Annotated in this window: 11 protein-coding genes; all 11 read left to right on the top strand. The window is 46.3% G+C overall.

Features of this window, described 5'->3' with window-relative positions; all coding sequences use genetic code 11:
* Positions 1-114 precede the first annotated feature (114 nt).
* The 11 genes from AB5618_RS04290 (at position 115) to dusB (ending at position 13,138) form a co-directional block, all read left to right on the top strand.
* The gene (locus AB5618_RS04290) at positions 115-3,615 is read left to right on the top strand and encodes a DNA polymerase III subunit alpha (RefSeq protein ID WP_173717391.1); all 3,501 of its coding nucleotides are present in this window, start codon (positions 115-117) and stop codon (positions 3,613-3,615) included.
* A 206-nt stretch (positions 3,616-3,821) separates the two neighbouring features.
* Positions 3,822-4,811 carry a 6-phosphofructokinase gene (pfkA, locus tag AB5618_RS04285; RefSeq protein WP_118583954.1) on the top strand — a complete coding sequence of 330 codons (990 nt, stop codon included), beginning with the start codon at positions 3,822-3,824 and terminating at the stop codon, positions 4,809-4,811.
* Between the two features lie 197 nt (positions 4,812-5,008).
* Positions 5,009-6,400 carry a TrkH family potassium uptake protein gene (locus AB5618_RS04280; RefSeq protein ID WP_173718341.1) on the top strand — a complete coding sequence of 464 codons (1,392 nt, stop codon included), beginning with the start codon at positions 5,009-5,011 and terminating at the stop codon, positions 6,398-6,400.
* Between the two features lie 75 nt (positions 6,401-6,475).
* Positions 6,476-7,132, top strand: a complete 657-nt coding sequence (locus AB5618_RS04275) for a TrkA family potassium uptake protein (RefSeq protein ID WP_118583956.1) — start codon at positions 6,476-6,478, stop codon at positions 7,130-7,132.
* A 15-nt stretch (positions 7,133-7,147) separates the two neighbouring features.
* Positions 7,148-7,930, top strand: a complete 783-nt coding sequence (locus AB5618_RS04270; protein ID WP_118583958.1) for an RNA methyltransferase — start codon at positions 7,148-7,150, stop codon at positions 7,928-7,930.
* 88 nt (positions 7,931-8,018) lie between these two features.
* Positions 8,019-8,453, top strand: a complete 435-nt coding sequence (locus AB5618_RS04265) for an NfeD family protein (RefSeq protein ID WP_173717395.1) — start codon at positions 8,019-8,021, stop codon at positions 8,451-8,453.
* 1 nt (position 8,454) lies between these two features.
* A complete protein-coding gene (locus AB5618_RS04260) occupies positions 8,455-9,399 on the top strand; it encodes an SPFH domain-containing protein (protein ID WP_173717396.1) in 945 nt (314 codons plus the stop codon).
* A gap of 152 nt (positions 9,400-9,551) precedes the next feature.
* Entirely contained in the window at positions 9,552-10,553 is a 1,002-nt protein-coding gene (gene argF, locus AB5618_RS04255; protein ID WP_173717397.1) for an ornithine carbamoyltransferase, read from the top strand.
* A 111-nt stretch (positions 10,554-10,664) separates the two neighbouring features.
* Complete coding sequence (locus AB5618_RS04250) at positions 10,665-11,528, top strand: biotin--[acetyl-CoA-carboxylase] ligase (protein WP_368366519.1); 864 nt, start codon at positions 10,665-10,667, stop codon at positions 11,526-11,528.
* A 126-nt stretch (positions 11,529-11,654) separates the two neighbouring features.
* Positions 11,655-12,005 carry a DUF6145 family protein gene (locus AB5618_RS04245; RefSeq protein WP_118583962.1) on the top strand — a complete coding sequence of 117 codons (351 nt, stop codon included), beginning with the start codon at positions 11,655-11,657 and terminating at the stop codon, positions 12,003-12,005.
* Positions 12,006-12,181: 176 nt separating this feature from the next.
* Complete coding sequence (dusB, locus tag AB5618_RS04240) at positions 12,182-13,138, top strand: tRNA dihydrouridine synthase DusB (protein WP_227201096.1); 957 nt, start codon at positions 12,182-12,184, stop codon at positions 13,136-13,138.
* Positions 13,139-13,264: the final 126 nt, after the last annotated feature.

The following is a 13,264-nucleotide window of genomic DNA, read 5'->3' as shown; positions in this document are numbered from 1 at the left end:
GTCATTAGCTTGCCGGAACGTTGCGACGCGCGGCGGTGAATATACATTGTGAAATCGCGTCCGGGATAACGACCAACACATTAAATAGCAAATTTGCGAAGAAGGAGACACACAATGGCTTTTACCCACCTCCACGTCCACACCGAATACTCCCTGCTGGACGGTTCCAATAAAATAAAAGAATACGTTGCCCGTGTAAAGGAGCTTGGGATGGACAGCGCGGCCATCACAGACCATGGGGTCATGTACGGCGTCATCGATTTTTACCGGGCAGCGAAAGCAGCCGGAATCAATCCGATCCTTGGCTGCGAAGTCTATGTAGCCCCTGGTTCCCGCTTCGACCGCGAGATCGGCAGTGGCGACGACCGTTACTACCATCTGGTACTTCTTGCCGAGAACAACCAGGGCTACCAGAACCTTATGAAAATTGTATCCAAAAGCTTTAAAGAAGGCTTTTACTATAAACCACGAGTAGACCTGGAGCTTCTCCGGGAATATCACGAAGGTCTCATCGCGCTGAGCGCCTGCCTGGCCGGTGAAGTAGCCCGGTTCCTTAACAGAGGAATGTACCCGGACGCTAAGAAGGCGGCCCTCCGCTATCAGGAAATTTTCGGCGAAGGCAATTTTTTCCTAGAGCTTCAGGATCATGGAATTCCGGAACAGCAGAATGTAAACCAGCAGCTTCTGCGCATGCACCAGGAGACTGGAATTGACCTGGTAGCCACTAACGATATTCATTACACCTACAAAGAAGATGCTGATCCTCACGACATTCTTCTGTGTCTCCAGACAGGGAAGAAGCTGTCCGATACAGACCGTATGCGCTACGAAGGCGGTCAGTACTACGTGAAATCCGAGCAGGAAATGGCGGCACTTTTCCCATATGCACTGGAAGCCTTGGAGAACACACATAAAATAGCAGAGCGCTGCCACGTAGAAATTGAATTCGGAGTTACCAAGCTGCCAAGATTCGACGTTCCCGAGGGCTACACCTCCTGGGAATACCTGAATAAGCTCTGCTTCGAAGGTCTGGAGCGCCTGTACGATCCGGTTACCCCAGAGCTACGGGAGCGACTGGAATACGAGCTGAACACTATCAAAAATATGGGCTATGTTGACTACTTCCTCATTGTGTGGGATTTCATCCATTATGCCCGCAGTAATGGCATTGAAGTAGGTCCCGGACGAGGCTCCGCAGCCGGAAGTATTGTTGCATATACCCTTGGAATCACCTTACTTGATCCAATCAAATACGACCTTCTGTTTGAACGTTTCCTGAACCCGGAGCGAGTATCCATGCCTGATATTGACGTGGATTTCGGATTTGAGCGAAGACAGGAAGTAATCGACTATGTTGTACGGAAATACGGCAAAGACTGTGTGGTTCAGATTGTTACATTTGGTACTTTGGCAGCCCGCGGTGTTATCCGTGATGTAGGCCGTGTCCTCGATATGCCATATGCCCAGGTAGATTCCATTGCGAAAATGGTTCCTGCCAAAATACCGAATGTGAAGCTTGTCACAATCGACAAAGCCATGGAAGTAAACCCGGAACTGAAAAAAGCATACGACGAGCAGCCGGATGTGCATCATCTGATTGACATGGCCAAACGTCTGGAAGGTCTTCCAAGACATACTTCCATGCACGCTGCCGGAGTTGTAATCAGCCAGAAAGATGTTTCCGAATACGTGCCCCTTTCTCGCGCGCAGGACGGAACCATCGTCACCCAGTTTGTCATGACTACCCTGGAAGAACTGGGCCTTCTGAAAATGGATTTCCTTGGTCTTCGAACCCTGACTGTAATCAACAACGCAGTAAAAAATGTAAAGAAAAATTACGGCATATCCCTTGATATGCAAAAAATAGATTATAACGACCAGAAAGTGCTGGATTCTCTTGGAACCGGACGTACAGACGGTGTGTTCCAGCTGGAGAGCGGCGGAATGAAAGGATTCATGAAAGAACTGAAGCCACATAGCCTGGAGGATGTAATTGCCGGAATTTCCCTGTACCGCCCAGGCCCTATGGATTTTATTCCCCAGTACATCCGCGGCAAGAACCGCCCAGACACCATCCACTATGATTGCCCTCAGCTGGAGCCAATCCTGAAGGCGACTCACGGTTGTATCGTGTACCAGGAGCAGGTTATGCAGATCGTACAGAGCCTTGCCGGATTTACCCTGGGACGAAGTGATCTTCTCCGCCGAGCCATGTCCAAGAAGAAACTTAACGTTATGGAAAAAGAACGCCAGGCTTTTGTCTATGGAAACGAAGCGGAAGGTGTTCCAGGCTGTATTAAAAATGGAATTGATGAGAAAATTGCAAATAAGATCTACGATGAAATGATCGATTTTGCACAGTATGCATTTAACAAATCCCATGCTGCGGCATACGCCTATGTTACGTATCAGACTGCCTTCCTGAAATACTATTATCCGGTAGAATATATGGCTGCGCTGATGACCTCAGTAATCGACAAGCCTACCAAGGTTGCCGAGTATATTCAGGTCTGCCGTCAGATGAATATTCCGATCTTGCCGCCGGACATCAACAAAGGCGAGTATGGTTTTTCTGTATCAGGAGGCTCGATCCTCTATGCACTTTCCGCAATCAAGAGCGTAGGCCGTCCGGTCATCGAGGCTATTGTTGCAGAGAGAAAAGAACATGGCGAGTACCTTTCCGTGAAGAACTTTATTGAGCGGAATATGGAAGCTGTGAACAAGCGTGCCATTGAGAACTTTATCAAGGCCGGTGCTCTGGATTGTCTGGAAGGAAACCGTCATCAGAAGATGGTCGTTTTTGGTCAGATCGTAGATGACATTTCCCGAAACAAGAAGCAGTCTATGGCAGGGCAGCTCAGCTTATTCGACATTGCCAGCGAAGATGAAAAAAAAGAATTTGAGATCCGTATGCCGAATCTGGAAGAATATGACAAAGAGACGGTTCTGTCCTACGAAAAAGAAGTCCTTGGCATATACCTGAGCGGTCATCCTCTGGATCGCTACCGTAATATGATGGAAAAAATGATTTCCGCAAGAACTATTGATTTCCAGCCGTCAGATGAAGACGACCGTGAAGGCGGTGAACCGGATGAGTCAAAAGTACGGGACAATCAGAAAGTCATCATCGGAGGAATGATCACAGAGAAAAACGTGAAGTATACTAAAACAAACAAAGTGATGGCGTTCCTTACCGTGGAGGATCTGGTTGGAACTGTAGAAGTCATGGTTTTTCCAAGAGATTATGAGAAATGGCAGAATATGATCAATGAGGATGCCAGGGTATTCATCCAGGGACGGGTATCTGCCGAGGATGACAAGGCCAGCAAGCTGATCCTGGAAAAGGTACGGCCTTTCTCTGATATTCCGAGAGAACTCTGGATCCAGTTTGAAAGTAAGGACGATTACAGTCAGAAAGAAAAAGGGCTTCTGGAGGATCTACGGAATTCTCAGGGTACAGACACTGTCGTTATTTATCTGAAAGATGTAAAAGCAATGAAAAAACTGTCTGCTGCATACCATGTAAATCTGCAGGATGAATGGCTTGCACAGATGAGTAAAAAATATGGTGAAGGCAATATCCGGGTTGTAGAAAGAGCTCTGAAAACGCTTTAAAGTGAAGAATCAGACAGGTATATGGAAAATTATGGTAAAATCACGGAAAACAGAGTGTAATTTCGGCAATTACTTAAGGAAAGAGTCTTGAAAAACCTTTGAAAATGCTATAAACTAATGCTGAATATGTGTATAGAAAAACGAGGGCGTTTCCACTGAAAATGGAGACACAGCTCCCGACGATTCATAAGATGGAGGAGATTATTATGGCAGAAAACAAAGTTAAGACCATTGGTGTCCTTACCAGCGGCGGTGACGCTCCTGGAATGAACGCTGCAATCCGTGCAGTTGTAAGACGTGGACTTTCCAGCGGACTTAAAGTAAAAGGTATCCAGAAGGGCTATAACGGCCTTTTAAACGAAGAGATCATCGATATGACAGCAAGAGATGTATCCGACACCATCGAGCGTGGTGGTACAATTCTTTACACTGCAAGATGTGCCGAGTTCCGCACAGCGGAAGGACAGCAGCGTGGTGCAGAGATCTGCCGCAAGCACGGTATTGACGGACTTGTTGTAATCGGTGGAGACGGTTCCTTTGCCGGAGCGCAGAAGCTTGCAAACCTTGGAATCAATACAATCGGAATTCCAGGAACCATCGACCTTGACATTGCATGTACAGAGTACACCATCGGTTTTGATACCGCTGTTAATACAGCTATGGAAGCAATTGACAAGGTTCGTGATACATCTACTTCCCATGAGAGATGCAGTATCATCGAGGTTATGGGACGTGGAGCCGGCTGGCTTGCACTGTGGTGTGGTATTGCCAACGGAGCCGAGGATGTTCTGATCCCTGAGAAGTATGACTATGATGAGCAGAAGCTGATCAATAACATTATTGAGAGCCGTAAGATGGGTAAGAAACACCACATCATCATCAATGCAGAGGGTATCGGCCATTCACAGGCTATGGCAACTCGTATCGAGGCTGCTACAGGAATCGAGACACGTGCTACTATCCTTGGTCACATGCAGCGTGGTGGAAGCCCAACATGTAAAGACCGTGTATATGCATCCATGATGGGTGCTATGGCAGTAGACCTTCTTCTGGAAGGCAAGAAGAGCCGTGTTGTTGGATACCGCCATGGTGATTTCGTTGATTTCGATATCAATGAAGCTCTTGCAATGGAGAAGAGCGTCACTCCATATATGTGGGAGGTTTGTGAGTCCCTTTCTCATAACTATAGGAAATAACAGTGATAATACGGTTCACTTGTCTCAGGGCATATTTCCGACTGGGTTTTACAGTATGTGATACACATTTTGCAGAAATCCTTTGAGCTATGTGCCGACGGCAGGTGAACCGTAATTATAAAAGAGTCATTGTTCCTGACATTCTGCAGCAGAATATTTTGCAAAAGATGCTGAGGGCAGTGGCATAAAGGAAGCTTATGTTCATTCAAAACCTGCAATATAAATTGCATAAACTGAATACGGCACAGATCATTACCCTCAGCTTTGCGGGGGTAATTTTTGTAGGAGGATTAATTCTGTGGCTGCCTTTCTGTACGGCAGCAGGCCAGACCACTTCGTTCTCCGATGCTATGTTTACAGCCACCACCTGCGTATGTGTAACCGGTCTTGTGACTGTGACCACAGCCACTCACTGGAGTCTGATTGGCAAACTGGTGATCCTTTTGCTCATACAGATTGGCGGAATTGGACTGATCGCACTTGCAAGCGTTATTTTTATTTCCCTGAATAAGAAGATCAGTCTGAAGAACCGCAGAATGATCCAGGAATCCTATAATCTGGAGCAGATGTCCGGTCTGGTAACAGTGGTGAGAAAAGTGGTTCTCTGTGTGTTTGCAGCAGAAGGAATCGGAGCCGTCGGCTATGCATTCTGCTTTGTACCAGAGTTTGGACTGGTGAAAGGTCTGGGACAGGCTGTTTTTACAGCGGTTTCAGCCTTTTGCAATGCAGGAATCGATCTTTTGGGAGAGAACAGTCTGGCAGACTATGTAACCAATCCTCTGGTGAATGTGACAACTATGGGATTAATTATTGCTTCTGGACTTGGCTTTAACGTATGGTGGGATCTTGGAGAAAGAATAAAGCTGGTTTTTCAGAAGAAGCTTTCTCCTGGCAGATTATTCCGGACCCTTCGTCTGCAGAGCAAGCTGGTTTTGACTACAACCGGGATTTTGCTCCTTGGTGGGACAATCTGTATTTTGCTGTTTGAGTATAAGAACCCGGACACACTGGGAAGTCTGTCCTTTGGACAGAAGCTGATGGCAGCGGCATTTCAGTCTGTGACTACAAGAACTGCAGGATTTTTTACAGTTGCTCAGGGGGCGCTGACCAGCGGAAGTGTAATGATCTGTCTGTTTCTTATGCTGGTTGGAGGTTCTCCTATGGGGACTGCCGGCGGAGTGAAGACGACTACACTTGCAGTGCTTGTGATGAGTATTATTGCCAACCTTCGGGGAAAAAAGGATGTAGAGGTTTATGGGAGAAAGATTCGCAGCAGTTATATCCGTTCTGCGCAGGTAGTTGTGGGAATGGCGGTTAGTGTGCTGCTTATTTCCGTGCTGGGGATTTTTGCAATTATGCCGGATGCACCCTTTGTGGATGTGCTGTATGAGCTTACTTCTGCAATTGGAACCGTAGGTCTTTCCAGAGGACTGACCGCGGTCCTGAATACACCGGCCAAATGGATCGTTATTTTTACCATGTATCTTGGAAGAATCGGTCCGCTGACACTGGGCGCGGCAGTTGTATCCCGTGCGCAGAAGCGAACTAAAGATGTACATCTGGCAGAAGAGAATATTATGATAGGATAGAAAATGGCGTCTGTGGACGACATTATCCCGCATGAAAGTCCGTTGCTTTCATAGCAGATTTTAAAGGAGATTAGAATGAGCGGAAAATCCTTTGCAGTCATTGGATTGGGGCAGTTTGGAATGACCCTGGCGAAAGAGCTTGCGAATGCAGATTATGATGTTTTGGCAATTGATGATAAAGATGAGAATATTCAGGAAATTGCAGATACTGTCACTTATGCAGTTCGTGCAGATGTGCGCGAGCCTGGAATTCTGAAATCCCTGGGCGTGCAGAACGTAGACGTTGCGATTATTGCGGTTGCAGAAAATATGGAAGCCAGTATTACAGCTACCATGCAGGTGAAGGACCTGGGCGTCCCGCTTGTTCTGGCGAAGGCAATGAATTCCCTTCATGGCCGGATCCTGGAGAAAATTGGTGCTGATCAGGTAATATATCCGGAGCGTTCCATGGGAATCCGCGTTGCCCGTAATTTTACAGCCAGTGGATTTGAGGATGTGTTTGAGCTTTCTACGGAGTTCAGTATGGCAGAATTCCGGATCCCGGGTGAATGGGTGGGAAAAAGTCTTTCAGAGATCAGGCTCCGTGAGCAGCATCATATAAATCTGGTTGCAGTGAAGCATGGAGATTCTGTAAATGTAAACCTGAATCCTGCGGAGAAGCTGGAAGCGGGTTGTATTCTGGTTGCAGTAGGAAAGAACGAGGATTTGAATAAATTCCGAAAGCCGCTGTAACAGGGAGGATAATTTATGATAACCAGTGCAAATAATACACAGGTAAAAAATATCATACAGTTAAACCAGAAGGCCAAGGCCCGCAGGGAACAGGGGTTGTTTGTGGCTGAGGGACGGAAAATGTTCGGGGAAGCTCCAAAGGACTGGATTTCCAGGGTTTATGTGACAGAATCCCTGACTGCAGATGAGTCCCTGATGAAGCAGGTCATGGAGCTTCCGGAAGAAAAAAGAGAAATCGTGGCAGATAATGTTTTCCGGCAGATGTGTGATACCAGGACTCCACAGGGAATTCTTACAGTTCTGAAGAAACCGGTGTGGACTGTGGAAGATATTTTAAAAGGAGATGCTCCTTTGGTAATGGTTCTTGAGGATCTTCAGGATCCGGGAAATGCAGGGACTATTTTCCGAACAGGTGAGGGTGCTGGTGTTTCCGGTGTTTTTCTTACGAAAACCTGCGTAGACATTACCAATCCAAAGGTCATCCGCTCAACAATGGGATCTGTTTACAGAATGCCTTTCCTATATGTGGAGGATGTGGTATCATTAAAAGCGGAACTGGAGCAAAAAGGTATCCGTACCTTTGCAGCCCACCTGAAAGGAAAAAATTCCTATGATCAGGAGGATTATCAGGGCGGCACAGCATTTCTTATTGGAAATGAAGGAAACGGGTTGACGGAAGAGGCAGCAGAAGCTGCTGATTGTCTCATCCGGATCCCCATGTGCGGCAAGGTGGAGTCCTTGAATGCAGCTATGGCTGCAGGAATTTTGATGTATGAGGCTGCAAGGCAGAGACGGTAGGGTTAGCTGATCTGGAATCTGTCTGCTGAAGTATATCTGATGACGTATGGCAGATTTTGACAATCGCTTATCTGAAAGGGGGAGTCTTATGGAACCAATTATCTGGCTGGGAGTCCTGGCTGTGCTTCTGGTTATTGAAGGGCTTACCACGGCACTTACTACGATCTGGTTTGCAGGAGGCGCACTTGCTGCCGCTATTGCAGCCGGCATTGGAATGGGAATCGTGCCGCAGCTTCTTCTGTTTTTCTGTGTTTCACTGGTGCTGCTGTTTTTTACAAGACCGGCAGCTCTGAAGCTTATGAGAAAAGACACAGAGAAAACAAATGTGGAAGGTCTTCTTGGAAAAAAGGCTGTCGTGATCCAGAAGATCAATAATCTGGCCCAGACAGGCCAGGTTCGCATCAATGACATTGAATGGATGGCCCGGACATCCGATGACAGCGTAACAATTCCGGTTGACACTGTAGTAATCATAAAAGCAGTCCACGGTGTTAAATTGATCGTGGAGCCAAAGGAGGCGTAATATGGGAAGTATCTTATTTTTGCTGATTGTCATCATTCTGGTGCTGTGGATCCTGGCATCCTGCATCCGCATCGTACCCCAGGCATATGCGATCGTACTTGAGCGTTTAGGTGCTTATCAGGCAACATGGGGAACCGGTGTACACTTCAAACTTCCATTTGTAGAGCGTGTGGCAAGAAAAGTCAATCTGAAAGAGCAGGTTGTAGATTTCCCACCACAGCCGGTTATCACAAAAGATAACGTAACCATGCAGATTGATACTGTTGTATTTTTCCAGATCACAGACCCGAAGCTGTACGCATACGGCGTTGAGAATCCGATCATGGCTATCGAGAATCTTTCCGCGACTACATTGCGTAACATTATCGGTGATATGGAACTGGATGAAACCCTGACCTCACGTGAGGTGATCAATACCAAGATGCGTGCTTCCCTTGACGTGGCAACTGATCCATGGGGAATCAAGGTAAACCGTGTAGAGCTTAAAAATATCATTCCTCCGGCCGCTATTCAGGAAGCCATGGAGAAACAGATGAAAGCAGAGCGTGAGAGACGTGAGGCAATTCTGATCGCAGAAGGTGAGAAGAAGTCCACCATCCTTGTTGCAGAGGGTAAAAAGGAATCTGCAATTCTTGATGCCGAAGCTGAGAAGCAGGCTGCTATCCTTCGCGCGGAAGCGCAGAAAGAGCGCATGATCAAAGAGGCAGAAGGTCAAGCAGAGGCAGTTCTGAAGGTTCAGAAGGCGAATGCAGAAGGTCTTCGTATGATCAAGGAGGCAGGTGCTGACAATGCAGTTCTTACCCTGAAGAGCTTCGAAGCTCTTGCGAAAGTGGCAGACGGCAAATCTACCAAGATCATTATCCCGTCAGAGATCCAGAACCTGGCAGGACTGGCAGCTTCTTTGAAGGAAGTTGTTGTGGATGAGAAGGATAAAAAAGAAGAGTAACATTCTTGAAACAAGAAATTAATGAGATGAAAGCCGGCTATGGTCAGTCTGAAAAGTGAAAAATTCAAAGACTTGTACGACAGTTTACTGTAAAGCATGACAGAAAGAAAAATGGTGCCAGGTACTATACCTGACACCAGAGGAGGATTATTATGAACTTAAAAGGCAGAAATTTTTTGACACTGAAAGACTTTACACCAGAGGAAATTCTGTATCTTCTTGATTTATCCGCTGAGTTAAAGGCAAAGAAAAAAGCCGGTGAGCTTACCGAGTATTACAAAGGCAAAAATATTGCCCTGATCTTTGAGAAAACCAGCACCAGAACACGTTGTTCCTTCGAGGTGGCAGCCCATGATCTTGGAATGGGAAGCACCTATCTGGATCCAACTGGCTCCCAGATCGGCAAGAAAGAGAGCATTGCAGATACTGCGAGAGTTCTTGGAAGAATGTATGATGGTATTGAGTACCGTGGATTTGGTCAGGAAATTGTAGAAGATCTTGCAAAATATGCAGGAGTTCCGGTTTGGAACGGTCTGACAAACGAATATCATCCAACACAGATGTTAGCAGATATGCTTACCATCCGTGAGCATTTCGGATATCTGAAAGGAATCAAGCTGGTTTACATGGGCGATGCCCGTTACAATATGGGTAACTCCCTGATGGTAGCCTGCTCCAAGCTTGGTATGCATTTCGTAGCCTGCACAAGTAAGAAATATTTCCCGAATGAGGAGCTGGTTGCTCAGTGCAAAGAGTACGCAGCAGAGTCCGGCGCAACCATTACTCTTACAGAGGATGTAGAGGCTGGAACGAAGGACGCAGACGTTATTTACACAGATGTATGGGTATCCATGGGTGAGCCGGATGCAGTATGGGAAGAGAGAATCCATGATCTGACACCATACAAGGTAACATCTGCAGTTATGAAGAATGCAGGGGAGAAAGCAATTTTCCTTCACTGTCTGCCGGCATTCCATGACCTTAAGACAAAGATTGGAAAGGAAATGGGTGAGCGCTTTAATCTGACTGACATGGAGGTAACAGACGAAGTATTCGAGTCTCCGGCTTCTAAGGTATTTGATGAGGCTGAGAACCGTATGCATACCATTAAAGCGGTTATGGTTGCTACACTGGGAGAGCCTGAGAATAAATAATTCGGCTTCCAGATAACAATGAATTAATGAATTCCGATTGTTCCTACGTTCTTATGTACTACTTTTTATCCTCTGGATAAGATGTATCATTCATTCAAAGAATCTGGACGATTGGGAGTTATAGAAAGGGTATCTGAAATGATTTCCGAAAAAGAATCATACGAAGAAATTGTCACAGGCAGTATCTATAACGAAACCACAATTGCAGATCAGATACATACAAAATGGGCGGGCAAAACCGTCCATTTTGCAAGAGAAACAGATTCTACCAATTTGTGGATCAAGCGTCTGGCGAAAGAAGGCGCACCAGAGGGAACTCTTGCACTGGCAGAATTTCAGTCGGCAGGAAGAGGAAGACTTGGCAGATCCTGGGAGGTACCAGAGGGTACGTCGGTTATGATGAGCATTCTTCTCAGACCGAAATTTGAACCTCAGTATGCACCAACCCTTACCCTTGTAATGGGTATGGCTGTGGCGAAAGCAGTGAAGAATCTTGGATTTGACGTAAGTATCAAATGGCCCAATGATGTGGTGGTTTCCCACAAAAAAATATGCGGAATCCTTACCGAAATGGGGGTTCGCGATGGAAAAATTGACTATGCAGTCATCGGAGTGGGAATTAATGTAAATATCAAAGAGTTTCCGGAGGAGATGGCAGACAAGGCTACATCCCTTTATCTGGAGAGCGGCAAGGAATTTGACAGAAGCCAGATTCCCGGGCTTGTGATGGAAGCTTTTGAGAAATACTATGAAAAATTTGCAGCGACCTGTGACCTCAGTGGGCTGAAAGAGGAATATGAAAGTATTCTTGCTAATTACAATCAGCCGGTGCGTGTGCTGGCGAAAGAGCCGTACGAGGGCGTGGCCAGAGGGATTACAGATGGCGGAGAGCTGTTGGTAGAGAAAACTGATGGAACGATTGTAGCTGTCAGCGCCGGTGAGGTTTCGGTTCGCGGGCTGTATAGCTATGTGTAAGGCTATTGTTTAGGCACATTTTCGCAAATGATATTCCCCACTGATTGCGATAATCCTACAGTGAATGGGGCATATCACTTGCGAAAATGTTGTTGACACATATGAAAACAGAAAGGTGGGACTTAATTGTATCAGGAGAATGTAGTGCTTTGTGGCGCAAGCGCCTATGAACAGAAATATTATTTTAATAAAGACTTTGATTCTCTGCCAGATCATGTGAAGAAGGAACTGCAGATCATGTGCGTTCTTTTCACAGAAGAGATTGGCGGAATTTTCACATTGGAGTTTGATGATCATGGAAATCTGCAGTTTAAAACTGAGGCTACGGAAGCTGATGGATTTTATGATGATATTGGCGGTGCACTGAAAATCAAAAAGCTGCGTGTAGAGAAAGAGGAGCTTCTGGAATCTCTGGAAATGTATTATCGTGTGTTCTTCCTTGGGGAAGATGTGGATAAAGAGAAGACAGAAGAGTAAGCTGTGTGGATAAACTGATAAACAGGGAAAATAGCAGCTCATCAGATGTGACATTTGAGTTCACGAAGCGAGTAATTGTTGAAAGGATTGAATAGTTACACATCAAATATGAAAGTAATTAAGGTGATATGAGTAGTAATTTAGATTCTAAGTTGAGATATGAGCTTCCAAAGGAGATGAAGTGGAAAATCGGAAATGTGGAGATCCCAAACCGGTTCGTCCTGGCGCCAATGGCGGGCGTTACCGACCTGGCTTTTCGCAGGCTTTGCAAGGAGCAGGGCGCTGGGCTTCTCTGCATGGAGATGATCAGTGCCAAGGCTATTTCCTATAAGAACAAAAATACCAGGGCTCTGATGGAAATCGACCCGGTGGAGCATCCTATTTCCATGCAGCTCTTTGGAAGCGAGCCGGAGCTGATGGCGGAGGTAGCGAAGGAAATTGAGGAAGAGCCTTTTGACATTCTGGATATCAATATGGGATGCCCGGTGCCGAAGGTAGTGAATAACGGTGAAGGTTCAGCTCTTTTGAAAAATCCGGATCTGATCGTGAAGATTGTGAAAAGCGTTTCTTCTGCCATTCAGAAGCCATTGACAGTGAAAGTTCGTATCGGTTTTGAGAATGAGCCAGTGGATATTGTGGAGATTGCAAAGCGCGTGGAGGATGCCGGGGCAGCAGCTATTGCAGTTCATGGACGGACACGGCAGCAGTATTATTCCGGGATAGCAGACTGGGAGACCATTGCCAGGGTTAAAGAAGCAGTTTCCATTCCGGTGATTGGAAATGGGGATGTGGATTCGCCGAAAAAGGCGGAGAAACTTTTTCGGCAGACCGGATGTGATGCGGTGATGATCGGGCGTGCTGTGGAAGGAAATCCATGGATATTTCGGGAGATGAATCACTATTTTGCAACAGGGGAAGAGCTGGCAAGACCTTCTCTGGCAGAGGTGAAAGCGATGATTCTGAAGCATGCGCGGGCTCAGATTGAAATGAAGGGTGAATTCATCGGAATCCGGGAGATGCGCAAGCATGTGGCATGGTATACAGCAGGGATGCCCCACAGTGCAGGGCTTCGCAGGGAGTCCAATAATATTGAGAGTTATGCGGATCTGGAGAAGCTGCTGGAGAGATTATAATTATGTTCAGTGGATCCGATTCTGCAAAAAATCATTTCAAATGTAGTGTTGACCAGATGAGTGGAAAACCGCTGTATGGTGATAAAAAGATAATAATCAGACGTATGAGGGTCAGGAGGTTTGGGC

Source organism: Ruminococcus sp. J1101004sp1_RTP21198st1_B9_RTP21198_201120 (assembly GCF_040924245.1).
Lineage (GTDB): Bacteria > Bacillota > Clostridia > Lachnospirales > Lachnospiraceae > Blautia_A > Blautia_A faecis.
The sequence above is the reverse complement of the archived record's forward strand: the minus strand, read 5'-3'. Positions and strand labels throughout refer to the sequence as shown.

Bases quoted from the DNA above. Each gene is read 5' to 3' on its own strand.
- AB5618_RS04290 (WP_173717391.1), top strand. From the start codon at position 115: ATGGCTTTTACCCACCTCCACGTCCACACCGAATACTCCCTGCTGGAC.
- dusB (WP_227201096.1), top strand. From the start codon at position 12,182: ATGAAGTGGAAAATCGGAAATGTGGAGATCCCAAACCGGTTCGTCCTG.
- AB5618_RS04265 (WP_173717395.1), top strand. From the start codon at position 8,019: ATGGAACCAATTATCTGGCTGGGAGTCCTGGCTGTGCTTCTGGTTATT.
- AB5618_RS04280 (WP_173718341.1), top strand. From the start codon at position 5,009: ATGTTCATTCAAAACCTGCAATATAAATTGCATAAACTGAATACGGCA.
- pfkA (WP_118583954.1), top strand. From the start codon at position 3,822: ATGGCAGAAAACAAAGTTAAGACCATTGGTGTCCTTACCAGCGGCGGT.
- AB5618_RS04275 (WP_118583956.1), top strand. From the start codon at position 6,476: ATGAGCGGAAAATCCTTTGCAGTCATTGGATTGGGGCAGTTTGGAATG.
- argF (WP_173717397.1), top strand. From the start codon at position 9,552: ATGAACTTAAAAGGCAGAAATTTTTTGACACTGAAAGACTTTACACCA.
- AB5618_RS04270 (WP_118583958.1), top strand. From the start codon at position 7,148: ATGATAACCAGTGCAAATAATACACAGGTAAAAAATATCATACAGTTA.
- AB5618_RS04260 (WP_173717396.1), top strand. From the start codon at position 8,455: ATGGGAAGTATCTTATTTTTGCTGATTGTCATCATTCTGGTGCTGTGG.